Here is a 25643-nt window from a genome sequence, read left to right on the forward strand (position 1 = left end):
GGGCGGTAGGGCGGCGCGCCCGGCGTCAGGCCGCCAGCAGCCAAACGATCAGCACGAGCACCGGCGCGGCAGCGGCCGTGGACAGCAGGATGGCCTCCCGCGCCACGGCCACGCCCCGCCCGTACTTGCTGGCGAACAGGAACACGTTCTGGGCCGAGGGCAGCGCCGCCATGAGCACGACGCCCAGCAGCATGTGGTGGTCCAGGTTGAACAGGAAGCGTCCGACGACGAACGCCACCGCCGGCATCACGGCGGACTTCAGTGCCGTGGCAGTAAGGATTTCGGCCGTGTGGCTGCCGCTCCGCAGCATCCGGGTGCCGTGCAGGGACATGCCGAACGCCAGCAGCACCACCGGGACGGCCGCGCCGCCCAGGAGGATCAGCGGCGCCATCACCGGGTCCGGGAACTGCACATGCAGCGCGGCCAGGACCACGCCCAGGAGCGAGGCGATAATCATCGGGTTGCGGAAGGGCTGCGTCAGCATCAGCCGGGGCGAGAAGCGGCCGGCCGCGGAGAGGTCCAGCAGGGTCAGGACCAGCGGGGCGAACAGGAGCAGCTGGACCAGCAGGACCGGGGCCACGGGGGTGGCGTCCCCCAGGGCATAGAGCGTGATGGGGATGCCGATGTTGTTGGCGTTGACGTAGGAGCCCGCCATTGCGCCCACTGCCGTTTCCGCCAGCGGCCTTCGGAACCAGATGCGGCTGGCGGCCACATACAACATGGCAGTGACCGCCGCGGTGATCATGGCAAGCGGAACATAGGCGGAGAAGACCACGGAGAGGTCCGATTTGAGCACCACCGTGAAGAGCAGTACCGGGTTGGTGATGAAGAAAGCGGTACGGGTCAGCGCCGAGATGGTGGGTTCGTCGCCCAGGCCGCAGCGCGCGGCGATATATCCGACGGCAATGACGACGCCGATCACCGCCAGTCCAATCAGCACACCTCCCACGCGGGGTACTTCCTTCCGGTTCTGCCGTGCACCACCGCAGGAAGGCAGTACCACAAGTTCACAACTTATCGAATAAGGAGCCTTGCGCCAGCACGCGTCCACGGACTGGCCACCCCCGCCGCCCGTCGTCGTGCTTTGTGAAAAGATCAACCATGCGCGCCATGCAACACTCCAGCAAACTCCGGAATGTCCGCTATGAACTCCGCGGCCCCATCCTTGAGGCCGCCAAGAACATGGAGGCCGAAGGGCACCGGATCCTCAAGATGAACCTCGGGGACACGGCACCTTTCGGGCTCGAAGCGCCGGAGTCCGTGGTGGTGGATATGATCCACCACCTTCGCGGCGCCCAGGGCTACAGCGATTCAAAGGGCATCTTCACGGCGCGGACGGCCATCTCGCAGTACTACCAGACGCGCGGCCTGATGAACATCGGGGTCGAGGACATTGTGATCGGCAACGGCGTCAGCGAACTGATCTCCATGTGCCTGCAGGCGTTCATGGAGAACGGCGACGAAATCCTGGTCCCGGCACCGGACTACCCCCTGTGGACTGCCGCCGTGACCCTGACCGGCGGCAAGCCCGTGCACTACATCTGTGACGAGGCGGAGAACTGGTGGCCGGACATGGGCGATGTGGAGGCGAAGATCACCAGCCGCACCAAGGGCATTGTGATCATCAACCCGAACAACCCCACCGGGGCCGTGTACCCCCGGCACATCCTGGAACAGTTCGCGGGCCTGGCCCGGAAGCACAACCTGGTCCTGTTCTCTGACGAGATCTACGAGAAAGTGCTCTACGGGGAGGCCACGCACATCCACACCGCGGCCGTCGCCGAGGACGTCTGCTGCCTGACCTTCAGCGGCTTGTCCAAGGCCTACCGGATGCCTGGCTACCGCGCCGGATGGGTGGCCATCACCGGGCCGCTGGCCGCCACCGCCGCCTACCGTGAAGCCCTGGAACTGCTTGCGTCGCTGCGCCTGTGCGCCAATGTTCCCGCCCAGCACGCCATCCAGACCTGCCTGGGCGGTTACCAAAGCATCGACGCGCTGGTGAAGCCGGGCGGCCGGCTGCGCGAGCAGCGGGACCTTGCCCACAGACTGCTCACGGCCATTCCCGGCGTAACGTGCGTCCCGGCGTCGGGCGCCATGTACCTGTTTCCGCGCCTTGACCCGGAGCTGTACCCGATCGACAGCGACGAGAAATTCGTCCTGGACCTGCTACGGGACCAAAAGATCCTGGTCTCCCATGGCTCGGCCTTCAACTGGCCGGCAACGGACCACTTCCGCTTTGTCATCCTTCCCTCAGTGCTGGACATCCAGGAAGCCGTCCGGAGAATTTCCACCTTCCTGGCGGCCTACCGGAGCGGGGCAACAGCCTGAAACCGGGGCGGCGCGAAGAACTAACAGTGCCCTAACCGCGGCGAAACCGGTACGCAACATTCCCGGCCCACACTTGGTAGTGCAGGCAAGAGCCGGCACCAGCTCCAGCCAGGAGGTCCCGCGATGTTGAAGAAGGCGACCACGCATGTAACCAGAGTCCGCGCCCTGGACCAGCTCCACCGCGGCGACGAAATCGAAGCCCGCCTGTTGGTGGGGCCCTCCTATGACGACGTGGTGATCCGCCGCGGCAGTGTCCAGGAAACAGCTCCCGGCATCGGGGTGGTGTGGATCCTGGACCGCATCAGCGGTGTGCGCAAAGCAATCAATACGGACGAATGCAGCGTCTGGCGGGTGGCGTAGCCGGTCCGGGAGGTGGGTGGCGGGCGTAGTCAGGAAGGACTGCCCGCAACCCGTCCCCTTTTCAGCCTCCCGCAACGGACTGGATGACCAGCACCTCCTGGCCCGGCACCACCTCGGTGTCCAGGCCCTGCAGCCGCCGCACCTCGTCGCCGTCGACATAAATGTTGACGAATCTGCGGAGTGCGCCGGTCTCGTCGCGGAGCCGGCGGCCCAGCACGGCGTAGTCCGAGGCGACTGCGTCGAGCAGGGTTGCCACCGATACCGGCCCGGCGGCGGGCACGGTCAGTACGGGCTGCCCGCCGGCCAGGGGTTGGAGGACACTTGGCAGCAGCAGCGTTATTTCAGGCACCGGCCACCACTGCTGCCCGGACGCAGAGGACGTCCGGCAGGTGCGACGCCACTTCCCTGAAGGTCTCCCCTTCGTCCGCACTCGCGTAGACGGTCCCGCCCCGCGTGCCGAAGTAGACCCCGGCCGGTTCCGCGGTGTCCACCGACGCGGCGTCCCGGAGCACGCTGTTGTACTCATGCTCGGGGAGCCCGGCGCTGAGCCGCGTCCAGCTGTTCCCGGCGTCGTCAGTGCGGTGGACGGCAAGCTTTCCGTCGGGAGGGATGCGTTCGCCGTCGGCCTTCAGCGGAACCACCCAGGCGGTGCCGTCCCGGCGGGGATGGGTAAGCATTACGAAGCCGAAGTCCGCAGGCAGGCCCTCGGCGATGGAGTTCCAGCTGTCAGCGTTGTCGTCGGTCCGGTAGACCCCGTGGTGGTTCTGGGCGTAGAGGCGTCCTGCCACGGCGGCATCCGCGGCGATCTTGTGCACGCACTGGCCGAACTCCGGGTTGGGGTCCGGCATGAAGTAGGCCGAGATGCCCTTGTTGCGCGCTTCCCAGGAGGTGCCGCCGTCGAGCGAGCGGTAAACGCCGCCCGTACTCATGGCGACGTGCACCGTTTCGCCCGCAGGGTCCACCACGATCGAATGTGCCGCCGCGCCGCCATAGCCCGCTCCCCATTCGTTGCGGTGCGGGTGGTCCCACAGGCCGCGGTTCAGTTCAAAGTGCTCGCCGCCATCCGTGGATTTCCAGACCGAGATGGGCTCAGCCCCCGCCCACACAACTCCGGGACGGGACGCGGCGTCCGGGTGGATCTGCCATACGCGGTCCAAGGCGGCACCAGTGTCTTCAGGAAAGGTGATAGCGCCGTGCTCCGGCTCGGACCAGGTGGCGCCCAGGTCATCGGAGTGTGCAACCGTGGGTCCCCAGTGCGGGCTGCGGACCCCCACGAGAATCCGCGTGCGGCCCTCCCGGGTATCGATCCCGATGCTGGGAATTTCAGCCATGAGGAAATGCGGGCCTGTGAAAGACCATTCCCGCCTGTCCGGGCTCGTGGCGAGCCACAGCCCTTTCTTGGTACCGATTGCCAGGAGGAATGATTCTGCCGCCGTTGCCATGCGGACCATGCAACCACCGGTTGGGCCACCGCGCAACGGTCTTCAGTCCTGCCGGCTCCCTCATGGCATGTGGATGCGGATCAGTCCACGAATTCCGACTGCGTTTCAATGAAGTCCCAGTCAGCGGCGGTCAGTACGGCAGCAGGATTGCCCGGATGCGGTCCGCCCGCCTCCGCGATGCCCTGCAGCACCGGAAGCGGCAGTTCCTCCGCCTTCAGGTTTTGCCGCAGCCACTCCTTGCTGGCGAGGTCCAGGTCCAGCCACCACATGAAGATTTCCACGATTCCACCTCCTTGCCCTACTTAGAACGTTAGGCGCGGGCCAAGCGGCGGACAAGGTCCTGGCGCGGCGAAGCAGGCCGCCCGGCCGGCTTTAGGGTACTGGCAGGTAACTTGGCCCGCCCGAACCCGGGAAAGACGAGTACCCCCTACTGGCGACTGCCCCCAGGCGGGCCCCTAGCCTGAAATCTCAGCAAGCTGACCGTGTTGCTGGGGCATACGGCGCCACCGCAGGCCGCCCCCGCCATGGTCCGTTTCACACACACATATGGGGAGAAGACATGAAACGCACCTTAGCCACACTGGGGGTGGTCGGGCTCGGCCTGATCAGCCTCACAGCGCCTGCCATGGCGGCGAATGACCGGGTGGTGGTCTGCCACTGGGACGGCACTGCCCTCACGCAGATCGGATTTAGCGCCAGCGGTGTCGGCGGGCACGACCAGCATCCTGAGGACATCATTCCCCCCACAGACAAACTACCGGCGGGCAAGAACTGGACCAACGCCGGGAAGATCCGCTATGTCAACGAGTGTGGCGCGGCGCTGCCCCCGGGTGAGGTGATAGATCCGGTGGTTCCACCCGTCGTCGTCGATCCTCCCGTCGTGACGCCCCCCACCGAGCAGCCACCCGTGGTGACGCCCCCCACCGAGCAGCCACCCGTGGTGACGCCGCCCATCGAGCAGCCGCCCGTGGTGACGCCGCCCATCGAGCAGCCACCCGTCGTCGTCGACCAACCGGTGGTGCAGCCGCCCGTCGTCGTCGAGCAACCGGTGGTGCAGCCTCCCGTCGTGCAGCCGCCGGCGGAAATCCCGGCCGCGGAAACCCCGACCGCGGAGTCCCCCGCCGCTGTGGCCCCTGTCGCAGTCTCCGCCCAGCCTGTACCTGCCAAGCATGCCGCCGCCGCTCCAAAGGCAGCCCCCCAGGCTCCTCCTGCCGCTGCCCGCGCCAGTGTGGGAACGAACGAGGGCTTCAACGCCCAGACTGCGGTGGGTGCCGCTGAGGGCGGGCCAGGCTGGCTTGCAGGCGTGGGAGCGCTGGCAGCCGCAGGAGCAGTGGTCGCGGTGCGTCGCAGGCCCCGTCCAGTGCACACCGCCGGTTAGCCCACAATCCGCCACTTGCCGTGGCTTCGCGACAAGGAAGGCGTCCTGCCAGTGCCCGGCAGGGCGCCTTCCTTCCAATCCGCCCAACCCGTGAGGAATGCCATGCGACAGGACCGACGCCGGCACGCAGCACCCAAGCGACGCATCACCAACGGGCTAGCCGGAAAGCGGTGGAACCGGGGCGACGTGGCCATCCTTTGTTGTGGCGTCCTGGCCTTCCTGTCCTTCACCTTTGGCGCTCCCCTGTTCCACTCGGCAGCAACGCCGGCCGTCGGCAGCATCTCCTCTTCGGCTCCCAGGGTTCCCGGCGCTGCTGCCTCCGCCGGCACCGCGGCCCCGATTGCGCAGACTGGCGTGCCGAAGGCAACGGCCGCGCCCGCCCAAGCCCCGGGCACCCCGGCGGCGGCAGCACCTGACCTCCCACCGGCGGCCCAGCCACTCCACATTCGCTACCCGGCCGCCACCTTCGACGTAGCCATCCATCCGCTGGACCTGGACGGTGAAGCCCAATCCAGCCACACCATCGAGCCCCCTGCCACCAAGGACGGATACTGGCTTACGGCATTCGGGACGCCGGGGAAAGGCTCCGGCAACACCACCTACGTCATCGGGCACAGCTGGGAAGGCGCGGACGCCCCTTTCAACCACCTCAGTTCGGCGGCCGCGGTGGGTGACAGGCTTGATGTTGAGACCCCTGCCGGAACCATCAGCTACCGTGTGGACAGCGTCACCACCTACCTGAAGTCCAGCCTCAAGGACAGCCCGGTCTGGGACATGGTGCCCAACCGGCTGATCCTTATCAGCTGCTACACCGAGGATCTATGGGGCAAGAACGTGGTGGTCAGCGCTTCTCCCGCAGTTCCCTGAGGCCCCCGCCCGGTACGCCAGGGGCTGACCGGGCCTAACGTATCTGTTCACAGGGCATTGCTGGGGCGGACAATGGGCAGCATGACGTGGGAACACTTCGACGGGGCCCCGCTGCTGGTGGGAATCATGCCCAAACAGCACCCGGAGGTTCTCCAGACCGCGGCCACCCTGGCTGCCCGACTGGCCGCGCCCTTGGTCTGCGCCTACGTGGATGAAGCCAGCTACCTGGTGGAATGGGACCCGGCCCGCTCCGCCCACCGCCCTTCCCGGGACCAGGGAGCCGACGACGACATGCTGGCGCTGACAACGGAACTGGAGGCGCAGGTCCAGGCCACCGTGGACAAGCTGCCGGCGGACGGCAAACGCCCCGACTGGTCCTTCCGCACCCTCACCGGCGACCCGGCCCGCGCCCTGGGGCAGCTGGCAGCCGAAGTGAACGCCCCCATGATTATTGTGGGAACCTCAGAACGGGGTTTTTCCCATCGGCTCTCCGAGGCCCTGAACGGATCGGTGGGGGCTTGGCTTAGCCACCACCAAAGCCGGCCGGTGCTGCTGGTTCCCTACCGGATGCCCGCCCATGAAGACAGGCCATGAGTGGCGCGGATGGCGGCAAGACGCCTCCCCGCAGGGCCCGGCTAAAGTAAAGCGAAAGTAGTTATTCGCGGTGCTGGCGCAGTGCCGTACCAGCCAGTAAGCTGGTTCAAGCAAGGCCGGTCCACACGGGTGGTAGCCGGAATTGCCCAAAAGCTGCTCCGGAGTGCGTATCCCCCAATAACGCACTCCGGAGCTTTTTTGTGCCTCGACGGACCGGAAAACGTGCGCGGCCGCGGCCGCCCCCGCCATACCCCATGGGGGTACTTGTGGCCATACCCCTCCAGGGTATACTTTGGCTGCATGAACGCTATCGAAGAAGCCGTTGCAGCCGCTGGGCCAAACGCAGAGGATGGCACCGCCCCACAGCACGGGTACACCGCAAACAAGGACGCCTACCTGCGCCGCCTGAAGCGCATTGAGGGCCAGGTCCGGGGCATTGCCCGGATGGTGGATGAGGATAAGTACTGCATCGACATCCTTACGCAGGTTGCCGCCGTCACCAAGGCCCTGCACGCAGTCAGCCTTGGGCTGGTCGAGGAACATATCGGCCACTGCGTGGTGGGGGCAGCCTCCGAACCGGATCCCGCAGCACGCGCAGAAGCCATTGATGCCAAGGTAAAGGAAGCCGCCGACGCAATCGGCCGGCTGCTTCGCTAACACCAACCAACACCCCGCCCGGCCACCGCCGCCGTACGAAGGAGCAAGCCATGAGCACCATCTCCCCCACCACCACAACCATCAGTGTCTCCGGCATGACCTGCGGACACTGCGTGTCGGCCGTCAGTGAAGAACTTGAAGCCATCGAAGGCGTTGAAGCAGTGAACGTGGACCTGAACGCCGGCGGCGTTTCCACCGTGACCATCACCTCAGGCAAGGAACTCTCCCCTGCGGAAATCGGCGAAGCCGTAGCCGAGGCCGGCTACCTTGTGGTTGCCAACGAAGCCTAGTAACCCTTTCAATACCGGAAAGCTCACAATGACCCACCAGGAACTGCTCCGCCCGCCCGGAACCCGCGTCGTGGAACTCGACATCGAAGGGATGACCTGCGCGTCCTGCGTCAACCGGGTGGAAAAGAAGCTCGGCAAGCTCGACGGCGTGGCTGCAACGGTCAACCTGCCACTGGAATCCGCGTACGTCACAGTCCCGGAGGGTGTCACCGACGAGCAGCTGGTGGATACGGTCAACGCGGCCGGCTACAAGGCGCGCATCCGGCGCCAGCACCCGACGGGCGGCGACGCCGGGGACTTGCGGCAGCATGCAGAGCAAGCGTCCGGTGCAACCGCGCAGCTCCGCCCGCGGCTGATCCTGGCCGCCATCCTGACCGTCCCGGTATTCCTGGTCAGCATGGTTCCGGCGTTCCAGTTCCCCAACTGGGGCTGGGTGGTGGCGGTGCTGGCGCTGCCGGTGGTCACATGGGCAGCCTGGCCCTTCCACCGCGCGGCGGCCATCAACGCACGGCACCTTGCCTCCACCATGGACACCCTCGTGTCGCTCGGAGTCGCGTCCGCCTACCTGTTCTCCGCCTGGCAGTTGCTGGCCGATCCGCGCATGACCGAGCACCCGGGCATCGAGGACATGTCCGGTGGCCTGTACTTTGAGGTGGCGTCCGTTGTCACCACGTTCCTGCTCCTGGGCCGGTACCTGGAGGCCAACGCCAAGCAGAAGGCCGGCGACGCCCTCCAGGCCCTGCTGAACCTGGGTGCCAAGGATGCTACGGTCCTGTGCAACGGCAACGAAGAGAAGATTCCTGCCGACCTGCTGCAGGTGGGCGACGTCCTGGTGGTCCGGCCGGGCGAGAAGATCGCCACCGACGGCGTGGTGGTGGAGGGCGCTTCCGCCGTGGACGCCTCACTTGTGACGGGTGAATCAGTCCCCGTGGAGGTTGGACCGGACAGTCGTGTCACGGGTGCCACCATCAACACGTCCGGCCGCCTGCTGGTCAGGGCTACCCGGGTTGGTTCCGAGACCACTCTTGCCCAGATGGCACGGCTGGTGTCGCAGGCCCAGACCGGTAAGGCACCCATTGCGCGGCTAGCAGACCGGATCAGCGGCGTCTTCGTACCCGTAGTCCTGGCGCTTGCCGTCCTGACATTCGTGCTCTGGCTCCTCCTCGCGGGCCCGGCCGGGGACGGGAACCACCTGCGGCAGGCGTTTACGGCCGCCGTCGCCGTACTGGTCATCGCCTGCCCGTGCGCTCTGGGCCTGGCCACGCCGGTGGGCCTGCTGGCGGGCACCGGCCGGGGCGCCCAGCTGGGCATCCTGATCAAGGGCCCGCAGGTCCTTGAGGACACCCGCACCGTGGACACCGTCCTGCTGGACAAGACGGGAACGGTCACTACCGGCGTCCTGGCTGTGGACGCCACGGCCGCGTTCCCCGGCTTCCAGGAGCAGGATGTCCTCCAGCTTGCCGGAGTCCTCGAGGCCGCCTCCGAGCATCCGGTGGCCCGCGCCATCGCGGCGGCAGCAGCTGCCGCGATGCCGTCCCTTGGCGCAACGGACGACGCCGGCAGGTTGCCATCCGTGCAGGGGTTCAGTTCCGCCCCGGGCGGCGGAGTGTCGGGAACCGTTGACGGCAGGGCAGTGCTGGCTGGGCGGAGCGGCTGGCTGGAACAGAACGGGATTGTCTTGGACGAGGGCCAGCGCGCTCTGCTTTCATCAGCGGAAGAGGGTGGCGCCACAGCCATCTGCGTCGCCCTGGACGGGAAAGCCGCCGGAATCATCAGCCTCCGGGACACCGTCAAGGAAGGATCCGCTGCCGCCGTCGGCCGGTTGAAGGCACTGGGCCTGCGGCCCATCCTGCTGACCGGGGACAACGCCGCCGTGGCCGCGCAGGTGGCTGCCGCCGTCGGCATCGAGGCTGAGGATGTCTACGCCGGCGTCCTGCCGGAAGGAAAGGTGGAGGCCGTCCGGAAGCTCCAGGCGGGCGGCTCAACGGTGGCCATGGCCGGCGATGGCGTCAACGACGCCGCGGCACTGGCGCAGGCCGATCTGGGAATTGCGATGGGGTCCGGGACGGACGTGGCCATCGAAGCTGGGGACCTGACGGTGATGGGCAACGACCTCGCCCAGGTGGCACAGGCCATCGAACTGTCCCGGAAGACCCTGGGCACCATCAAGACCAACTTGTTCTGGGCGTTCTTTTACAATGCGGTGGGGATTCCGGTGGCCGCCCTGGGGCTACTCAACCCGATGATCGCCGGCGCGGCCATGGCCGCAAGCTCAGTCCTGGTGGTGGCCAACTCGCTGCGCCTGCGCAGCTTCGGCACATAGCGGCAGCTTCGGCACATAGCGGCAGCTTCGGCAAGTAGCCGCAGGCACCGGTCAAGCCGCGCCGTACCGCACTGCGGCCCGCGCCCGGGCCTTGGCCGCCTCTTCCTCGCGGTCCTTGGGCGGCGCCTGCGTCACCAGCGAATCCAGCAGGTGCTGAGTGATGTGCGCGATCTCATGGACCGCATCGTCAAAGGCCTCCTGGTTGGCCTTGGACGGTTTGGTGCTGCCGCTGATCTTGCGGACATACTGCAGCGCGGCCGCGTGCACCTCCTGGGAGGTGGCATGCGGCTCGAAGTTGTGAAGGGTTCGGATATTCCGGCACATAACGCCATGCTAGGCTCTTCCAACGCCTGGGATCGACCCCTTTTTGGGTCTCCGCCCGGCACGCATGGGGAGCCCGGCATGGGCAGGGCTGCCCATCGACACTGTTTGGGGGCCGGGATAGGTTTTAGGCAATGGATCTTCCGGATGAGCCGGGGGGCCACTGGGGATGCCGAGCTGGTTCGGATCCACCACGTAACAAGGAGAAACTGATGGCTATTTGGGGTGCAGACGTTGAGCAGCTTCGCCAGCTCGGCAGCAAGCTTCAGGCAGGGGCGTCCGAGATCGAGACGCAGAAGTCCACTCTCACCAAGGTTCTGAGCAGCACCAACTGGGAAGGCCCGGACGCCACCAAGTTCCGCAACGAGTGGTCCGGCACCCACACCGCGATGCTCACCAAGGTTGCCGAGGCACTGAAGGAAGCCGGCTCGCAGGCCAAGCGCAACGCTGAGGAGCAGAGCCAGGCCTCCCACTAGGCTTACCGCCGCTGGCGGGGGCAGGGACACCAACTGGTGTCCCTGCCCTTTTTATTGGCGTCCGACGGCGGCGCCCGGCTGTGCAGCGCCGGCGGGACAAGGCTGCGGGGACGCCCCAGCGGGGCCGCTTTAGGGGACGGGCTCGACGTCGTTCGCGTGCTCCAGGGGCGACGCCGGAACCGCGGCGCCCTTTCCGGCCGGGGGCGCAGCGGTGGCAGCATCGCGCAACTCATCCAGCCGGACCAGGATGACCCCGCCCACAATCAGCACACCGCCCAGGAGCTGAATGGCTCCGGGAAGTTCCCCGAGCAGAAGCCACGCCCACAGCACCGCGAACAGGACCTCCGTCAGTGACACAAAGGATGCCACCTTGGAACCGAGGGCCCGGGCCGCCATGATGCCCGAGACGTATGCCAGGACGGTGGCCAGTACCACCAGCCCCGCAAGGGACACCCACCATGGAGCAGTCCAAGGGCCAAGCGTGGTGTCAGCCGTACTGAAAGTCATGGGCAGCAGGCCGGTGGCGGCAGCAAGCCACATCACCGCCGCGCCCGTCATGAGTCCGCCTGAGGCAAGCACGATGGGCGGCAGGGTGTCGTTTTCCTTGGCCGTGATGAAGAAATAGATGGCCAGGCAGACCGCGGCCGCCATGCCCCAGAGGACCCCCACCAGGTCCACCTTCACCGCTCCCGTGATGTCAAGGACCAGCACCAGCCCGGCCAGGGACAGCAGCGTGCCGCCGAAGGTCAGCAGCCGGGGGCGCCGGCGGCTGGCAGCCCAGAGCCACAGGACAATGATCACCGGGGCCAGGTACTCGAGCAGGAGGGCCACTCCCACGGAAAGCCGGGCCACCGCGTTGAAGTAGAACAACTGGCACGCCGCCACCCCGATGAGCCCGAACAGAACGATGGTGAGCCAGTTGTCCCTCAACTGGTGCCAGCGGCCTTTGAGCGCGTACACAGCCGGCACGGCAAGGATCAGGGCGGCGCCCGTCAGGCGGGCCGTTACGGCGGCCCCGGGGGACCAGCCGGTTTCCAGCAAAGATTTGGCGAAGGAACCGGACAGGCCGAAGACGGCGGAAGAGAACAGTGCGATCCCGACGCCGGACGCCAGGAAGCCGCGCCGCCCGGTGGGCAGTTCTGTGGGGGTGTGGTTGGCGGCAGGCACCGTCGCCTCCTGTCAGGAGTAAAGTGGGGTAATGCTCATGACACTACGCCCGGGTGCTGTAAGGAGTCAACATGGTTTTTGCCCCTGACACCGAGGTGGCGCTGCGTACGGTGGTGAATCTCATCAATACGTCCGCGAATGGAAGGGAAGGGCTGGCCTCCGTTGCGGACCTGGACGCCTTCCTGGCCGCTGAGGGGTTTTCCGGGAGCCGGAGCCGGGATGCCGCGGAATTGGAAAGCGTTCTGCAGCTGCGCCGTGAACTGGCAGCTGTGTGGACGGCCGATGAGGGCACCGCCGTTGACACCGTCAACCGGCTGCTGCGGGATGCGAACGCCCTGCCGCAGCTGATGAAGCACGACGGCTGGGACTGGCATCTTCATGCAACGGCACGGGAGGCTCCCCTGGCGGACCGGATGAGTAGCGAGGCTGCCATGGCCCTGGCCGACGTGATCCGCAGCAAGGAGATGGAACGGCTCCGAATGTGCGAATCAGAGGACTGTGATGCCGCCGTGCTGGACCTGAGCCGCAACCGGTCCAAGCGGTATTGCGACACCGGCAATTGTGCCAACCGGGCCCATGTTGCCGCGTACCGGGCCAGGCAGGCAGCCACGAATTAGGCCCGGCCGGGGAATCGCCCTGCCGGCGCGGTTTTACCCCTAGCGTTGGGGTGTGCCGTCGGTGCCGTCGCCGGATGCCGGCGGTTCCTGGCTCCCGGGGGCACCGAAGCCGTGGCCGGACCCTGCATGCGGTGATGCTTTGGGCGCGGAACTCAGGTTCACGCCCGACCCCTTGCCCAGGTGTTCGGCGTTCTCCTTGTAGCTCATCGACAGCATGGCGGCGATCACCAGGGTGGCAATGAAGGCGATGCCGGCCGCGGTGAAGGCGAGGTCGAAGCGGGGTGTCCGGGCACTTCCCCCGGAGGCGAAAATGAGCACTGCCACGAAGGCTACGACGGCCCAGAATGCCGAAAACATCAGCGGCCCCTTCACCGAGGTCCGCAGCCTGCGCGGTTTTCCTTGATGCTGGTCAGCCACAGTGGTTCCTCCCTGCAGGCGGCGCACGGCCGGCCTGGTTTTACGAATGACGGTGTCGCACCGGATTTTCTACAGAAAGTAGAAGGGCGCTCCTCCTAGTTTACGGCTTTCCGGCGCCGGCACGGGCATCATGCCGCAGCGTCAAGCCGGACAGCACCCACAGGACACCGGAAATGATGGCCCCTCCACCGGCCACGCCCAGCAGGGCATGGGCACCAAGGCTGCTGAAGAACGGCAGCAGCACCGCTGTTCCAATCCCGATGACCCCGGACGCTATCCAGTCACGGGCCAGGACATGGCGGCCCCTGTTCTGCAGGCCGCAGGCAAGCTCGAGGACACCGGCCACGCCCAGCCCCAGGGCTGCGATCACCCCGAACAACAGGTCACTGTGCAGCAGGATCACCACCACTCCTGCGCCGGCCGCCGACGCGCCCGCAAAGGACAGCATTTTCCCCGGCACCGATTTTTGGGCGACTCCCGTGGCCGGGATGGCCCGGAGTGACACCACACCGGTGGCAAGGAGGTAGAGGCCCCCGGCCCAGCCCAGGACCTCCACGGAAGGCGACGTCCAGAAGACCGTCACCGCGCCAAACCCCAGCGCAGCAGCGGAGCGCAGCAGGACCGGCTTCCAGAGGTCATTGCGGGGGGTGGTTTCCGGAGCAGCACCGGCGGGGGTGGTTGGTTGCGTCACCGGTCCAGTTTAGTGGCGGCTGCCGGAAGGTCGAACCGGGCCGCTTTGTACGGCCTCCGGGCCGGGCTTCTCAGGCGGAGCCCAGCACCATCCACCGGTCAGAGCGGGCACGCAGGCCAAGGGTTACGGCGCGTGCCGCCATGTACCCCAGCCCGAAGGCCACCCAGAGCCACCCGAGCCCCTCGGCGCCGGTGGCGCCGGAGAATGCAACTCCAGCCAGCAGCGGCACGTAGACGGCGATGTTCACCAGCCCGGCGAGGGCGAGGTAGCGGGCGTCACCGGCACCAATCAGTACTCCGTCCAGGACAAAGACGTAACCGGCGATGGGCTGCCCGGCAGCCAGGACCCAAAGGGCAATGGTGAGTACTGACTGCACCTGGTGATCCGGGGTGAACAGGGCCCCCACCCAAGGGGCCACCGCGGCCAGCAGCAGGCCGGTCACCACGCCGAACCCGGCGCCCCACCTGATCATGGTGCCGGTCAGAAGCCGGGCCTTGCCGGCATTCGAAGCACCCAGCTCCTTTCCGATGAGCGCCTGCGCCGCGATGGCCAGGGCATCCAAGGCAAACGCCAGGAAGGAAAAGATGGTCATGGCCAGCTGCTGGGCGGCGAGGTTGACCTCACCCTGGGCCGTCACCACCAGCACCGTGGCCAGGATTGCCGCACGCAGGCTAAGCGTGCGCAGCATGAGCCAGGATCCAACGCGCGTCATGCTGCGGATGCCCCGCCAGCTGGGCAGTAGGCTGACGCCGTGCCGTACCGCGTTCCGCCGGACCATCACCAGATAGACCGCAGCCATGGCCCACTGGGCCAGGCTGGTGCCGATCGCAGATCCGGCCACCGACCAACCCAGGCCGTAGACAAGCCACAGGTTCAGCAGGATGTTGGCACCGAACCCGGCCGTCGCCACCACCAGCGGGGTCCGGGTGTCCTGCAGCCCGCGCAGCACGCCCGTGCCGGCGAAGATCAGCAGCATTGCCACCAGGCCCGGCAGGGACCAGCGGAAATAGTCCACCGCAAACATCCGGACACTTCCATCGGCGCCCAGCAGGTCGAGGAGCGGTTCGGCCGCGGCATACCCGGCCACCGCGAGGAGGACGCCGAGCAGCGTTGCCAGCCACACGCCGTCGCGCCCTGCAGCCAGGGCCTTGCCCAGCTGTCCGTCACCGATGGCGCGGGCCACGGCGGGAGTGGTGGAGTATGCCAGGAAGACCATAAGTCCGACGGCGGTCTGCAGCACGGCGGATGCCAGCCCCACCCCGGCGAGCTGGGCGACACCGAGATGCCCCACGATGGCGGAATCAGCCAGCAGGAAGAGGGGTTCAGCCACCAGCGCTCCGAAGGCAGGGATGGCGAGGCGGAGAATTTCGCGGGAAGGCCCGCGGACGCCGGCTCCGGCGGCAAGGGCAGGTTGTTGGCGCACGGTGCCAAGCTTAACCGCGGCCGCCGGCCGGGAGGCGCCGGGCATGACAAAGCCCACACCCGGGCCAAATTAGTTGACATTTCAACCATCGTTCCCGGACAGTGGAATCCATGAACAAGTCAGCACTGACCACTACCGCCCTTGCCGCCCTCCGCATCGTCCTTGGCTTCCTCTTCGCAGCCCATGGGTGGCAGAAGTTCAATGAATGGACCATCGCCGGCACCCAGGCCTCCTTCGCAAAGATGGGCGTCCCGGCCGCGGACGTCATGGCCCCCGCCATCGCCGTCCTGGAACTCGCAGGCGGCGTTGCACTGGTCCTGGGGATCCTCACCGGGGTAGTGTCCGCACTCCTTGTCCTGGATATGCTGGGCGCCCTCTTCCTGGTGCACGCTCCCGCCGGAATCTTTGCGGCTAACGGAGGCTACGAACTCGTTTTGCTGCTGGCCGCAGCATCCTTCGCACTGGCCCTCACGGGAGCCGGGAGGCTTTCCCTGGACCGCGCCCTCTTCGGCCGCCGTCCGGGGTCCCGGCTGGCCGCACTGGCGTAGCAACACCTTCAAAGCGTCCGACGGCGGCTGTCCACACAAAGTGGCCGGCCGCCGTCGGACTTTTAAGTGGTGCTTCCCTTTGTTGCAGCTCCAACCGGCCGGTAACCGGGGCCGCCAGTAGGATCGCACCATGACTGAGAACGGCCGGCCCAACTCCGTAACACTCCGCTTCCTCGCCGCGCCCACCGACGTGGGGCACAGCGGCTCGGTGGACGCCGGCACGGTGCTCGAGTGGGTGGACAAGGCCGCCTACGCCGCCGCGGTAGGTTGGGCGAAGTCCTACTGCGTGACCGCATATGTGGGAAACATCCACTTCGCCGATCCGGTCAACAGCGGAGACATGGTGGAGGTGGAGGCCACCATCGTTTACACCGGCCGGTCCTCCATGCACATCCACACCGTGGTTTCTTCCGGCGATCCAAAGGGCGGCCCTGCCACGATGCGCAGCCAGTGCATGGTGATTTTCGTGGCGGTCGGTGCAGACGGCACGCCCACCCCTGTGCAGCAGTTTGAACCGGCCACCCCTGCCGAGATTGAGCAGCGGGACCACGCACTGGCCAGGATCAAGGTCCGGGAGCAGATCGTGGAAGCTATGAACCGGCAGGAATATACCGACGCGGGTACGGCCGAACGCGTCACGCTGCGGTTCATGGCCGCTCCCACCGACGTGAACTGGGGCGGCAAGGTCCATGGCGGCATCGTCCTGAAGTGGATCGACGAGGCCGCCTATGTGTGCGCATCCCGCTACTGCGGCAGGGATACCGTCGCGGTCTTCTCCGGCGGCGTGCGCTTCTACAGGCCCCTGCTGATCGGCCATGTGGTGGAGGTGGAGGCACGGCTGGTGTACACCGGGACCAAGGGGATGCACATCGCCGTCCACGTCCGTTCCGGCGACCCCAAGGGCCGGGAGCTGAACCTGACCACGTACTGCCTCACGGTGATGGTGGCGCGCGACGACGAGGGCAACTCAGTGCCCGTGCCGGCCTGGGTTCCGGTCAGCGAGGAAGACAAGCGGCTCCACGCCCACGCCCGGGAACTCCTGGAGATCAGGGGCACGGCCCCCGGGAACCGCCTGCCGAACCATCTGCTCGCCGCCGGGACACCTGCCGGCGGCGGCGCATCCCGCTCCGGCAGCGAGGGCGCCTAGAAACCGCCACCGCCGGCGTCGCCCGCCATGTTGGCAAAGCGGGAGTAGTGACCCTGGAACGCCACCACAATGTCTTTGGTGGGGCCGTTACGGTGCTTGGCCACCAGGATGTCCGCTTCACCGGCGCGGGGTGACTCCTTGTCATAAACGTCTTCACGGTGGAGCAGTATGACCATGTCGGCGTCCTGCTCGATGGAACCGGACTCACGGAGGTCCGACACCATGGGGCGCTTGTCCTGGCGCTGTTCCGATCCACGGTTCAGCTGGGACAGCGCAATGACAGGGACCTGGAGTTCCTTGGCGAGGAGCTTCAGCGCACGGGAAAACTCGGAAACTTCCTGCTGGCGGGACTCCACCTTCTTGCCCGAGCTCATGAGCTGCAGGTAGTCGAGGATGACCAGCTTAAGGTCATGCTGCTGCTTCAGGCGGCGGCACTTGGCCCGGATTTCCATCAGGGACATGTTGGGGCTGTCGTCAATGAACAGCGGGGCATCGTTCATCCGGCCCATGGTGGTGGCGATCTTGGACCACTGTTCATCCTTGATCGTCCCCTTACGGAGATCCTGGAGGCCGATGGTGGCTTCGGCGGACAAAAGACGCATGGCGATCTCGTTCCGGCCCATTTCCAGGGAGAACATCACCGTGGCGAGGTTGTTCTTGATCGCCGCGGACCGGGCGAAGTCAAGGGCGAAGGTCGACTTACCGACGGCGGGACGCGCTGCGATGACGATCATCTGGCCGGGGTGGAGCCCGTGGGTCAGCTCGTCGAGTTCATAGAAGCCGGTGGGCACACCGGTCATGCCCTCCCCGCGGTGGCCCGACGCCTCGATTTCGTCCACCGTGGACTCCATGACGTCCTTCAGCACCACGTAATCCTCGGCGGTGCGGCGCTCGGCAACGGCGTAGACCTCGGCCTGGGCCTGGTTGACCAGGTCTTCAACCTCGCCGTCGGAGCCGTAACCCAGTTGCACGATCTTGGTGCCGGCGTTCACCAGGCGGCGAAGCACTGCCCGCTCGGCCACGATCTCGGCGTAATAGCCCGCATTCGCCGCAGTGGGCACGGTCTGGATCAGTTCGTGCAGGTAAGCCGGGCCGCCGATCCTGTTGATCTCGGCCCGCTTGGTCAGCTCATCGGAGACCGTAACGGCGTCCGCGGGCTCCCCGCGGCCATAGAGGTCGATGATCGCCTCATAGATCGTCTCGTGCGCCGGGCGGTAGAAATCCTGCCCGCGGAGGATCTCAACAACATCTGCGATGGCGTCCTTGGACAGCATCATGCCGCCCAGGACCGACTGTTCGGCAGGGATGTCCTGGGGTGGCTTTCGGCTCGCGTCCGATCCACGGGTAGCCTCGACCGGATCCAGATGTGCGATTGACAAAGCTGCCGTCCTCCATTTGTACCGGGCCTGCCGCCCGGTGATCCATCCTGTTCACGGCCTCCGATAACCGGATCCGCCGCCTCCAGGTCTACCCGGGGGCCCCGACAATTACGTGCCGGGGGTCCGGAAACCAGCTCCGATCCCGGGTTATCCCCAATATCCACAGCTTTTCCACAGAAGGGCTTTTTAGCCGGTGCCAGGTGGGCCAAAACCGAAACAACTGGCCCCGTTTCAGCTGCGGAGAACAGGTACCCCGCTACGCTAGCCGCCGTGGCGCCACCCGCAAAGCCAGCAAGCCGTGCGCGCTGTGGATAACCTGTGCAGTACAAGGCATAGCTTGTGCACAGCCTGTGGGGAAGCCTGTGGATACAAAGTTTTTTTGTTCCCCGTTTTCGGCCTGACCTGCGAAAACGCAGGGACCAGCATGTGGAGTAAATATTTCTTCTACGGAATTTCATCCACAGGTACGGCAGGCGATCGGCAGTGCGGGGAGCGCGGGAGAGCCCCGCAAAGTGCTCCCACGCAGGGTCGTGGCGCTCCTTACATTCCGAGTCGGTAGTTTGACCGCCCGCCGTCCAGCCCTGTATGCGGAGCGGTGAATATTGCTGTGGATAAACCCAACCTGGATTAGGCTCTACGTATGGGCGATCTCCTGCTGGTGCTGTTGCCGGCGATAATTTTGGTGGCGCTCATGTGGGGCGTCGCCACCGCGCTGCGGCCGCGTGACAGTGGGACGTCGGAGGCCGAGAAATACCAGCGCGAGCTTGCCGAACGGTCTGCCCGCCACTATGCAGCCCAGATTCAGGCAGCCACCGCCGCCCGCGCCCGCCTTGCGGCAGCCACGCACCCCAGCCAAAACGCCCAGCAGCACAACCAGCAGCAGGAATATATCCGGGCGGGGAACCAACAAGGCAACCGCACCTGGCGACGGCCAGAAAGTAAATAGAACGGCTCGTGAAAATGGAATCCCTTGTGGTCCCGGTCCTTATCCTGCTCGCGGTAATTGCGGGGGTCATGGTGGCGTACCGTGCCACGCGCAGGCGCAAAGCCGCGCGCGGCGGGGCGCAGTCCCATCCCGCCGCCACACCCCAGGAGCTGGCCCGGGCCGCGGCGGGCCGGTTGTCGGAAGACCAGCACCGGCGGATCTATGCCTTGATCGCACAGGGCCAGGCCATGGCCGCCATCAAGCTCTACTACGAGGTCACCGGTGAGGGCCTGCGGGCCTCGCGCGACGCCGTAGGCGCCCTGGCGGCCCACCCCCAGCCCTACCTGATGCCGGAGCCGGCACAGGTCGTCGAGGAGGACGACGAGGAGCCACAGCGGTTCCCGTACCGCTACCGGGCGATCGCCAGCAAGGGAGACGTAACCCGGGAGGTAAGCAGCAACATGCTCAATGATGAGATCTACGGCAGGATCCGTACGCTGGCCCGCAGCGGCGATACAGAGGCCGCTGCCACTGCCCTGACGCGGCACTCCGATATCTCCCTGAAGCAGGCACGGGAATTTATCGCGCTGCTGGACGACTAGCTGGACCCTGCAAGGTTGGGGCCCCGTCCTTCTGGACGGGGCCCCAACCTTCACTCCCTTGGCGCTTTGGCGCTAGCCCAGGGTAAGGACCAACTTGGGCGCTACGGTGCTGCCCGCCTCCTTAGAGTTGAGATCCAGGCCATCACTGCTGCTGGTGTCCATTCCTAGAGAGAGCTGAGTCCCCAACTCGCCGGCCAAGGCCGCGGTTGTGAGCGGAATACTGTAGTTGGTGTTGGTCGTCGTTGGACCAAGCGTTCCGATGGTGGTGCCGAGCGCCGGACGACTGTTATATGTGACCCCGCCCTCGGTCCAGCTGTCGTCCGTTACCAGCTTGACGTTCTGCTTGCCGGTTGACCCGCTCCCGGCGCTGCGCAGCTGCAACGTGGCGCTCTGGATCGTCTTGCCGGCGTACGGCGAAAGATCAAACTTCAGGTAGGCGATCTCCACCGGGCTGTTGTCAACACCCAGCATGGTGCTCGTTCCATAGTTCGTTCCCGTTGCCCCGCTCGACACATAGGTGTCGGCCGTGGCAGTGAGGGTTACGGTCTGTGGCGTGCCTCCTCCAGAGGCCGCAGCCGTCGTAAAGGTCCACGTCCGGTCCGCTGCCAGGGCATTGCCGGCGGCATCCTTTACTCCGCCACTGCCGCCCTTGATCGTGGCGGTGTACGTCGTACCTGCCGCCAAGTCCACGCCCGGGTTCAATGTGGCTACTTTGTTCGTGCTGTCATACGTCACAGCCGCTGGTACCGCCGTCGTTCCCGTCTGCAGGGTGACGGTGGAGGACGTGATCGTCGACGCGTCCATAGCCTCCGAGAACGTCCCCGACACGTTCGCCGCGACCGCCACGCCGGTGGCACCGGCAGCCGGTGATGTACCCGTCACGGTCGGGGCTGTCGTGTCAGCAGTGCCACCACCACTACCGGCGCTGGGGTCGTAGAAGTGCCAGTACCGGTTCGTGGCATTCACGTCGGCAAGTACCAGCAGGCCGCTGTTGGCTGTGCCGCGCGCGGAGCTGTTCAGGTTTTGCCTTGTTGACGTTACGTTGTGGACATACTGGTCAGCGTCCACGATGCGGGGCGTCTTGGTGGTGGTGAAGCTGATCGTGTCCAGCGGCGTCGACTTTTCATAAATCGCACCACCCGTGCTCGTGCAGACACCGGCGTTCGTCGTTCCACTCGGTTTCGGATAGGTGGCAAAGGTCCGGAGCTTCTGGGTGCTTTCGTCAATCAGGACGATCACACGGTTGGGGCATTCCGCCACAGTTGCGATCGTATGTGCAGACCACGCAGCCGTCGAGGTATCCAAGGCGAGCAGTTGGATCAGTGGCTGGGACGCTGACGTGTACGAGGTCTTGATTGCAGCAAAGACTCGATCTGTCGAAGCGTCCAGCCACTTCAGGTTCATGTGGTCGTCGCCGCTGCGCTGCCCCTTGACTGCCGCCACAGGGGTGGTCCAGGAAGTGTTCGAGGCTCCGTCAACGTGGTAACTCCAATACATGCCGTCGGTGGTGTCACCGACCTGCCGGCTCCACATCACCCCGACCTTATTCCCGCTGAACGCAATCACAGCCGAGTTATCGTCCACGGAGACGTGGCTCAGGGATGCAGGATGTGGAAATGGTGTTCCCCACGTAGCGCCATCCGTGGAAGTGACATTCAGATAAATCTGGTTTCCCTGCTGCCATGTGGCCCACACTCGGCCGGTCGAGTCCTTGTCAATTGACATGGTCTCGACCTTTTGGTTATTGATTTGCGTGGTTCCCAGAGTCGAGTACGTCTTGGTACTTGTGTTGTAGCTGAATCGCCGCATCGTCGTGGGGAAGTTGGGCTCGGCGGGCAAGCCGTCGTTGACAAAGCGGAAGCTCGCTACATACAACGTCTTCCCGTCCCACAAGACATCGTGATGCGTATTCGCCCGCGACTCCGTCACGACACCGGTGCTCGTCCACGAACTTGTCGCAGCATTAAACCGGAAAATGCGGAAACTGGAACTGCTGGCATCCCAGAGGTTCCCCCACCAGATCCCGTCGTTGAACCACAGAGAATTAGTTTGCCGTTTGGTTCCCGTCGGCGTCCCGGTCCCCGAGTGCGACGGGCCCTCAACGCCAACATCACCAGTAGCCGCCGAGGCGGTAATCGGCACCACCAGGCCGCTTCCGAGCACGAGGAGCAGCGCAGTCAACAGCGCCCGGAACCCCAGTTTCCGCGTTCCAAACAGTCGACGGCCGCGGCCGTCCGGACCTGGAACCCAGGGCCTGCTAAAGGGCCCGAACGCCCTGGGGACCCGCTCAAACTCGCCAGAATTATGTAGTGGATGGTCCATAAACGTCACTCCCCGGGTTGAATACTCTCAGCCAACCCCCAGGTTGTTCAGTGTTCGCGGTGGGGGTAGCAAAAACAACCCCCGGTGCGCCCCCTAACCCTGAGAACCCCCACTCCCTAACCCCCCAAAAGAGCCCCGCGCCCTACCCAGCGGGGCAATGCACCCGGCTGGGTAGGACGCCGTTTCCCTACTGCACGGGACCAAAACCCTATGCTGCAGAGGGTCAGACATTGCCGGCAATGCCGGCGAGCAGCTCCTCGAATGGGAGGGATTGCAGCGGAGCGGACTTCCGGCCCGGCTGTGGGCCCTCCAGCAGGCGGGTGAATTCGCCGGCAGCGCGCTCGATCCGGTCCGCGAGGGACGCCCCGCCCTCATCGCCGGTTCCCCAGTCCTGCGGGCCCGCGAAGACGCCGGTCGCAGCCATGCGCGTCCGAAGGTAGCTGAACAGTGGCCGCAATGCGTAGTCCAGGACCATCTGGTGCCTGTCCGTTCCGCCGGTTGCCCCCAGCAGGACTGCCTTGCCGTCCATCGACTTGGGATCAAGGACATCGATGAAGGACTTGAAGAGGCCGCTGTAGGAGGCGCTGAAGACCGGAGTCACGGCAATAATCCCCTCCGATGCCTCCACCCCGGCGATAGCGTCCGCCAGCCGCGGCGAAGCGTAACCGGTGACAAAGTTGTTGGCGATGTCCACTGCCAGGTCGCGGAGCTCGACGACGTCCACCGCCGCCTCGTAACCGGCCGCCGCAAGCTGCCGCGTGGCGGCGACTGACAGCTGATCGGCCAGCAACCGGCTCGATGAGGGTACGCCAAGTCCTGCGGAAAGGACGGTGATGCGGCGGGTTTCCATGGCAATCTCCTGGTGCTCGGTCAATCCATCATATATGCATTTGCATCTATACCCATGAACTCTTGCCGGGAGCGGAGTATTCCCGGCCGAGCGCTGGCGGGCCGGGATTAGAGCAGGACGGTTCCCCGGATGCAGGTGGTGGACTCGCCGCCCACCCAAATCTCCCCCTCTTCGGTATCAATGTGGATGCGGCCGGCGCGGCCCAGGACAGTCCCCTGCGAGGCCACATACTTCTCCGGCGCCCGGCCGGTTCGAATCAGCCACTCGGCAGCACCGGCGTTGAAGCTGCCGGTTACGGGATCTTCCGCCATTGCATCGCCCGGCAGGAACGTACGGACCTCAAAGTCGGTGGCGGCACCGGGAGCGTGCGGGCCAATGACCCCGATTTTCAGGTTGCCCAAGGCCGCCTGGTCCGGCTCCAGGGCCAGCACCTGCCCGGCGGATTCCAGCAGGACAGCGATCCATTCGGGACCGTTCACCAGCCAGGATGAGTCCAGGATGTCCTCCTCAGGCACGCGAAGAGCGACGGCCAGTTGCCGGCGCACAGGTTCTTCCACCGCTTCGAAGCGGGTCAGGGGCGGTGCGGCAAAGGCCAGCCTCCCGCCGTCGCGCTTTATCCGGACCAGACCCGCGGCGCACTCCTGCACCAAGTAGCCGCCGGACTTCGGCACTCCCCCGCCCTCCAGCCATGTGTGGGCGGAGCCCAGGGTCGGGTGACCGGCAAACGGGAACTCCTCGGTGCCGGTAAATATCCGGACCCTGTAGTCAGCCCTGGGATCCTGCGGAGGCAGGAGAAAGGTGGTCTCCGAGAGGTTGGTCCAGTTGGCGAATCCCTGCATGGTTGCCGCGTCCAGATCCTGGGCGTCAAGCACGACGGCGAGCGGATTGCCGCGATAGGCCTGACTGGAGAAAACGTCTACTTGATGGAAGGGGCGGCTGCGTGGGTTCGGATTCACCGCAGCAGGCTACCACCGCCAAAACGAAAGACCCCCGCCGCCGGAATCCGGCAGCGGGGGTCTTGGCGTGGAGTGGGGAAATTACTTTCCTGCCACCACGTCCAGTTCGATCACAGCGGCAACGTCAGCGTGGAGGCGGACGTTGGCCTGGTAGGAACCAACCGACTTGATGTGGGCGGGCAGTTCAACCTTGCGCTTGTCGATCGTGCCAAGGCCAGCGGCCTCAACAGCGTCGGCGACGTCGCCCTGCTTGACGGTGCCGAACAGGCGGCCGGACTCGCCGGCCTTGACGACCAGCTTGACCGGCTTGGCGGACAGTGCAGCGGCCTGCTTCTGAGCATCTTCCAGGGAAGCGTGCTCGCGGGCAGCGCGGGCAGCCTTGATGGACTCAACCTGCTTCTCGCCACCCTTCGACCAGGTCAGGGCGAAGTTGCGGGGCAACAGGTAGTTACGTGCGTAACCGTCCTTGACCTCGACAACATCGCCGGCAGCACCGAGACCAGTGACTTCGTGGGTCAGAATGAGCTTTGCCATGTTAGTTAATCCCTTCCTTAGCCGCGGCCAGCGCCGGAGTAAGGCAGCAGGGCAACTTCGCGGGCGTTCTTGATTGCCTGGGCGATTTTGCGCTGTTCCTGCACCGTGACGCCAGTGACGCGACGGGCGCGGATCTTGCCGCGGTCGGAGATGAACTTGCGCAGCAATGCTACGTCCTTGTAGTCGATGACAGTGATGTCAGCGGCCTTCAAGGGGTTGGACTTTGGTTTGGGCTTACGGAGTTCAGCCTTAGCCATCGTGGAGCTCCTATTCTATGGAGCCCGTGGATATTGATCCACGGGATGGTGGTGGTCCGACGGCGGCAGTGCCCAGGGTGCGTGGCGCACCCGGACAGCCCCGGCGCCGGGCCGTTGTTTGGGTTTTAGAAGGGAGGTTCAGAATCGGGGCCGTTGCCCCAGCCGCCTGCATTGGACACACCGGGCGTAGCCCAGGGATCGTCCTGTGCAGCCTGCTGGTTGCCGCCGCCCCAGCCGCCACCGGAGTTGCCGCCCTGGTTTCCACCAGAGTTGCCGCCTCCGAAGCCACCGCCGCTGTTGCCGCCACCGAAGCCGCCGCCACCCTGTCCGCCGGAGCGCTGGGTGCGGTTGACCTTGGCATTGGCGTAGCGCAGGCTGGGGCCGATTTCGTCGACCTCAAGCTCGATAACGGTGCGCTTTTCGCCTTCTTTTGTTTCGTAGGAGCGGCTCTTCAGGCGGCCGGTAACGATGACGCGCATGCCCTTGGTCAGGGATTCGGCTACGTTCTCGGCCGCTTCACGCCAGACAGCGGCGCGGAGGAACAGGGTTTCCCCGTCCTTCCACTCGTTGGACTGGCGATCAAAGGTGCGGGGGGTGGAAGCGATGGTGAAGTTCGCTACTGCCGAACCTGACGGTGTGAACCGCAATTCCGGGTCATTGGTGAGATTACCGATGACCGTAATGGTGGTCTCGCCTGCCATCTACTGCCTCCTTGTTCGATCCTGGGTGAAGAGTGCGTTTCCTGCGGGGTAAAGAATGAAGACTGGTGCTG

At 65.7% G+C, this 25643-nt stretch carries 30 protein-coding genes; 14 read left to right on the top strand and 16 right to left on the bottom strand.

Going from position 1 to position 25643, the window contains the following annotated elements; translation table 11 throughout:
* Window positions 1–25: 25 nt before the first annotated feature.
* The gene (locus tag J7I84_RS13610) at window positions 26–949 is read right to left on the bottom strand and encodes an AEC family transporter (RefSeq protein WP_214945092.1); all 924 of its coding nucleotides are present in this window, start codon (window positions 947–949) and stop codon (window positions 26–28) included.
* Window positions 950–1101: 152 nt separating this feature from the next.
* Between J7I84_RS13610 and J7I84_RS13615 the strand changes: the two genes are divergently transcribed.
* A complete protein-coding gene (locus J7I84_RS13615) occupies window positions 1102–2328 on the top strand; it encodes a pyridoxal phosphate-dependent aminotransferase (protein WP_214945093.1) in 1227 nt (408 codons plus the stop codon).
* Window positions 2329–2451: 123 nt separating this feature from the next.
* On the top strand, window positions 2452–2688 hold the full coding sequence (locus tag J7I84_RS13620) for a hypothetical protein (RefSeq protein WP_214945094.1): 237 nt from the start codon (window positions 2452–2454) through the stop codon (window positions 2686–2688).
* Window positions 2689–2749: 61 nt separating this feature from the next.
* On the opposite strand, the gene J7I84_RS13625 is transcribed toward J7I84_RS13620, so the two are convergent.
* From J7I84_RS13625 to J7I84_RS13635, 3 genes are all read right to left on the bottom strand, one after another.
* Window positions 2750–3037 (bottom strand): MoaD/ThiS family protein, encoded by a 288-nt coding sequence (locus tag J7I84_RS13625; protein WP_214945095.1) that lies wholly within the window; start codon window positions 3035–3037, stop codon window positions 2750–2752.
* On the bottom strand, window positions 3030–4139 hold the full coding sequence (locus tag J7I84_RS13630) for an exo-alpha-sialidase (RefSeq protein WP_214945096.1): 1110 nt from the start codon (window positions 4137–4139) through the stop codon (window positions 3030–3032). The genes J7I84_RS13625 and J7I84_RS13630 overlap by 8 nt, the downstream gene beginning before the upstream one ends.
* Before the next feature lie 71 nt (window positions 4140–4210).
* Entirely contained in the window at window positions 4211–4411 is a 201-nt protein-coding gene (locus tag J7I84_RS13635; protein WP_214945097.1) for a hypothetical protein, read from the bottom strand.
* A gap of 278 nt (window positions 4412–4689) precedes the next feature.
* Here J7I84_RS13635 and J7I84_RS13640 point away from each other — a divergent pair, with 278 nt between their 5' ends.
* From J7I84_RS13640 to J7I84_RS13665, 6 genes are all read left to right on the top strand, one after another.
* Entirely contained in the window at window positions 4690–5508 is an 819-nt protein-coding gene (locus tag J7I84_RS13640) for a hypothetical protein (protein ID WP_214945098.1), read from the top strand.
* A gap of 102 nt (window positions 5509–5610) precedes the next feature.
* Window positions 5611–6375 carry a class F sortase gene (locus J7I84_RS13645; RefSeq protein WP_214945099.1) on the top strand — a complete coding sequence of 255 codons (765 nt, stop codon included), beginning with the start codon at window positions 5611–5613 and terminating at the stop codon, window positions 6373–6375.
* Between the two features lie 81 nt (window positions 6376–6456).
* Complete coding sequence (locus J7I84_RS13650; protein WP_214945100.1) at window positions 6457–6969, top strand: universal stress protein; 513 nt, start codon at window positions 6457–6459, stop codon at window positions 6967–6969.
* A gap of 300 nt (window positions 6970–7269) precedes the next feature.
* Entirely contained in the window at window positions 7270–7626 is a 357-nt protein-coding gene (locus tag J7I84_RS13655) for a metal-sensitive transcriptional regulator (protein ID WP_214945101.1), read from the top strand.
* Between the two features lie 50 nt (window positions 7627–7676).
* Entirely contained in the window at window positions 7677–7916 is a 240-nt protein-coding gene (locus J7I84_RS13660) for a heavy-metal-associated domain-containing protein (protein ID WP_214945102.1), read from the top strand.
* 28 nt (window positions 7917–7944) lie between these two features.
* Complete coding sequence (locus tag J7I84_RS13665) at window positions 7945–10239, top strand: cation-translocating P-type ATPase (protein WP_214945103.1); 2295 nt, start codon at window positions 7945–7947, stop codon at window positions 10237–10239.
* 51 nt (window positions 10240–10290) lie between these two features.
* Here the strand turns inward: J7I84_RS13665 and J7I84_RS13670 are convergent, their stop codons facing one another.
* Complete coding sequence (locus tag J7I84_RS13670; RefSeq protein WP_214945104.1) at window positions 10291–10563, bottom strand: DUF2277 domain-containing protein; 273 nt, start codon at window positions 10561–10563, stop codon at window positions 10291–10293.
* A gap of 209 nt (window positions 10564–10772) precedes the next feature.
* Between J7I84_RS13670 and J7I84_RS13675 the strand changes: the two genes are divergently transcribed.
* Window positions 10773–11036 (top strand): WXG100 family type VII secretion target, encoded by a 264-nt coding sequence (locus J7I84_RS13675; protein ID WP_110545130.1) that lies wholly within the window; start codon window positions 10773–10775, stop codon window positions 11034–11036.
* Between the two features lie 129 nt (window positions 11037–11165).
* Here J7I84_RS13675 and J7I84_RS13680 read toward each other — a convergent pair whose 3' ends face one another.
* A complete protein-coding gene (locus tag J7I84_RS13680; RefSeq protein ID WP_214945105.1) occupies window positions 11166–12203 on the bottom strand; it encodes a DMT family transporter in 1038 nt (345 codons plus the stop codon).
* A 71-nt stretch (window positions 12204–12274) separates the two neighbouring features.
* On the opposite strand from J7I84_RS13680, the gene J7I84_RS13685 reads away from it, so the two are divergent.
* On the top strand, window positions 12275–12820 hold the full coding sequence (locus J7I84_RS13685) for a CGNR zinc finger domain-containing protein (RefSeq protein WP_214945106.1): 546 nt from the start codon (window positions 12275–12277) through the stop codon (window positions 12818–12820).
* 39 nt (window positions 12821–12859) lie between these two features.
* Here J7I84_RS13685 and J7I84_RS13690 read toward each other — a convergent pair whose 3' ends face one another.
* The 3 genes from J7I84_RS13690 to J7I84_RS13700 all read right to left on the bottom strand — a co-directional run bounded on the left by J7I84_RS13690 (window position 12860) and on the right by J7I84_RS13700 (window position 15351).
* Window positions 12860–13237: a hypothetical protein gene (locus J7I84_RS13690; protein WP_214945107.1), complete on the bottom strand. Its 378-nt coding sequence runs from the start codon at window positions 13235–13237 to the stop codon at window positions 12860–12862.
* Window positions 13238–13337: 100 nt separating this feature from the next.
* Complete coding sequence (locus J7I84_RS13695) at window positions 13338–13928, bottom strand: hypothetical protein (protein WP_214945108.1); 591 nt, start codon at window positions 13926–13928, stop codon at window positions 13338–13340.
* Between the two features lie 70 nt (window positions 13929–13998).
* On the bottom strand, window positions 13999–15351 hold the full coding sequence (locus J7I84_RS13700; protein ID WP_214945109.1) for an MATE family efflux transporter: 1353 nt from the start codon (window positions 15349–15351) through the stop codon (window positions 13999–14001).
* A gap of 110 nt (window positions 15352–15461) precedes the next feature.
* Between J7I84_RS13700 and J7I84_RS13705 the strand changes: the two genes are divergently transcribed.
* Both J7I84_RS13705 and J7I84_RS13710 read left to right on the top strand, forming a co-directional pair.
* Window positions 15462–15899: a DoxX family protein gene (locus tag J7I84_RS13705; protein WP_214945110.1), complete on the top strand. Its 438-nt coding sequence runs from the start codon at window positions 15462–15464 to the stop codon at window positions 15897–15899.
* A gap of 130 nt (window positions 15900–16029) precedes the next feature.
* Window positions 16030–17046, top strand: a complete 1017-nt coding sequence (locus tag J7I84_RS13710; protein WP_214945111.1) for an acyl-CoA thioesterase — start codon at window positions 16030–16032, stop codon at window positions 17044–17046.
* Here J7I84_RS13710 and dnaB read toward each other — a convergent pair.
* Window positions 17043–18425 (bottom strand): replicative DNA helicase, encoded by a 1383-nt coding sequence (gene dnaB / locus J7I84_RS13715; RefSeq protein WP_214945112.1) that lies wholly within the window; start codon window positions 18423–18425, stop codon window positions 17043–17045. The genes J7I84_RS13710 and dnaB overlap by 4 nt on opposite strands.
* Window positions 18426–19065: 640 nt before the next feature.
* On the opposite strand from dnaB, the gene J7I84_RS13720 reads away from it, so the two are divergent.
* Window positions 19066–19371 (top strand): hypothetical protein, encoded by a 306-nt coding sequence (locus J7I84_RS13720; RefSeq protein WP_214945113.1) that lies wholly within the window; start codon window positions 19066–19068, stop codon window positions 19369–19371.
* 14 nt (window positions 19372–19385) lie between these two features.
* Window positions 19386–19952, top strand: coding sequence for a hypothetical protein (locus tag J7I84_RS13725; RefSeq protein WP_214945207.1), 567 nt, complete (start codon window positions 19386–19388; stop codon window positions 19950–19952).
* Between the two features lie 72 nt (window positions 19953–20024).
* On the opposite strand, the gene J7I84_RS13730 is transcribed toward J7I84_RS13725, so the two are convergent.
* The 6 genes from J7I84_RS13730 to J7I84_RS13755 form a co-directional block, all read right to left on the bottom strand.
* Window positions 20025–22133 carry an Ig-like domain-containing protein gene (locus tag J7I84_RS13730; protein ID WP_251046599.1) on the bottom strand — a complete coding sequence of 703 codons (2109 nt, stop codon included), beginning with the start codon at window positions 22131–22133 and terminating at the stop codon, window positions 20025–20027.
* Window positions 22134–22497: 364 nt separating this feature from the next.
* Complete coding sequence (locus tag J7I84_RS13735) at window positions 22498–23124, bottom strand: FMN reductase (protein ID WP_214945114.1); 627 nt, start codon at window positions 23122–23124, stop codon at window positions 22498–22500.
* Between the two features lie 107 nt (window positions 23125–23231).
* Window positions 23232–24080, bottom strand: a complete 849-nt coding sequence (locus J7I84_RS13740; RefSeq protein WP_214945115.1) for a PhzF family phenazine biosynthesis protein — start codon at window positions 24078–24080, stop codon at window positions 23232–23234.
* An 81-nt stretch (window positions 24081–24161) separates the two neighbouring features.
* Window positions 24162–24614 carry a 50S ribosomal protein L9 gene (rplI, locus tag J7I84_RS13745; protein ID WP_214945116.1) on the bottom strand — a complete coding sequence of 151 codons (453 nt, stop codon included), beginning with the start codon at window positions 24612–24614 and terminating at the stop codon, window positions 24162–24164.
* 17 nt (window positions 24615–24631) lie between these two features.
* A complete protein-coding gene (gene rpsR, locus J7I84_RS13750; protein ID WP_003800144.1) occupies window positions 24632–24871 on the bottom strand; it encodes a 30S ribosomal protein S18 in 240 nt (79 codons plus the stop codon).
* Window positions 24872–24996: 125 nt separating this feature from the next.
* Window positions 24997–25572: a single-stranded DNA-binding protein gene (locus J7I84_RS13755; RefSeq protein WP_141158852.1), complete on the bottom strand. Its 576-nt coding sequence runs from the start codon at window positions 25570–25572 to the stop codon at window positions 24997–24999.
* Between the last annotated feature and the right edge of the window lie 71 nt (window positions 25573–25643).

The organism is Arthrobacter sp. ISL-85 (assembly GCF_018613675.1).
Lineage (GTDB): Bacteria > Actinomycetota > Actinomycetes > Actinomycetales > Micrococcaceae > Arthrobacter.

Bases quoted from the DNA above. Each gene is read 5' to 3' on its own strand.
- J7I84_RS13615 (WP_214945093.1), top strand. From the start codon at position 1,102: ATGCGCGCCATGCAACACTCCAGCAAACTCCGGAATGTCCGCTATGAA.
- J7I84_RS13670 (WP_214945104.1), bottom strand. From the start codon at position 10,563: ATGTGCCGGAATATCCGAACCCTTCACAACTTCGAGCCGCATGCCACC.
- J7I84_RS13665 (WP_214945103.1), top strand. From the start codon at position 7,945: ATGACCCACCAGGAACTGCTCCGCCCGCCCGGAACCCGCGTCGTGGAA.
- J7I84_RS13710 (WP_214945111.1), top strand. From the start codon at position 16,030: ATGACTGAGAACGGCCGGCCCAACTCCGTAACACTCCGCTTCCTCGCC.
- J7I84_RS13720 (WP_214945113.1), top strand. From the start codon at position 19,066: ATGGGCGATCTCCTGCTGGTGCTGTTGCCGGCGATAATTTTGGTGGCG.
- J7I84_RS13620 (WP_214945094.1), top strand. From the start codon at position 2,452: ATGTTGAAGAAGGCGACCACGCATGTAACCAGAGTCCGCGCCCTGGAC.
- J7I84_RS13725 (WP_214945207.1), top strand. From the start codon at position 19,386: ATGGAATCCCTTGTGGTCCCGGTCCTTATCCTGCTCGCGGTAATTGCG.
- J7I84_RS13645 (WP_214945099.1), top strand. From the start codon at position 5,611: ATGCGACAGGACCGACGCCGGCACGCAGCACCCAAGCGACGCATCACC.
- J7I84_RS13630 (WP_214945096.1), bottom strand. From the start codon at position 4,139: ATGGTCCGCATGGCAACGGCGGCAGAATCATTCCTCCTGGCAATCGGT.
- J7I84_RS13655 (WP_214945101.1), top strand. From the start codon at position 7,270: ATGAACGCTATCGAAGAAGCCGTTGCAGCCGCTGGGCCAAACGCAGAG.
- J7I84_RS13675 (WP_110545130.1), top strand. From the start codon at position 10,773: ATGGCTATTTGGGGTGCAGACGTTGAGCAGCTTCGCCAGCTCGGCAGC.
- J7I84_RS13640 (WP_214945098.1), top strand. From the start codon at position 4,690: ATGAAACGCACCTTAGCCACACTGGGGGTGGTCGGGCTCGGCCTGATC.
- J7I84_RS13735 (WP_214945114.1), bottom strand. From the start codon at position 23,124: ATGGAAACCCGCCGCATCACCGTCCTTTCCGCAGGACTTGGCGTACCC.
- J7I84_RS13685 (WP_214945106.1), top strand. From the start codon at position 12,275: ATGGTTTTTGCCCCTGACACCGAGGTGGCGCTGCGTACGGTGGTGAAT.
- J7I84_RS13755 (WP_141158852.1), bottom strand. From the start codon at position 25,572: ATGGCAGGCGAGACCACCATTACGGTCATCGGTAATCTCACCAATGAC.
- J7I84_RS13660 (WP_214945102.1), top strand. From the start codon at position 7,677: ATGAGCACCATCTCCCCCACCACCACAACCATCAGTGTCTCCGGCATG.
- J7I84_RS13650 (WP_214945100.1), top strand. From the start codon at position 6,457: ATGACGTGGGAACACTTCGACGGGGCCCCGCTGCTGGTGGGAATCATG.
- rpsR (WP_003800144.1), bottom strand. From the start codon at position 24,871: ATGGCTAAGGCTGAACTCCGTAAGCCCAAACCAAAGTCCAACCCCTTG.
- J7I84_RS13705 (WP_214945110.1), top strand. From the start codon at position 15,462: ATGAACAAGTCAGCACTGACCACTACCGCCCTTGCCGCCCTCCGCATC.
- rplI (WP_214945116.1), bottom strand. From the start codon at position 24,614: ATGGCAAAGCTCATTCTGACCCACGAAGTCACTGGTCTCGGTGCTGCC.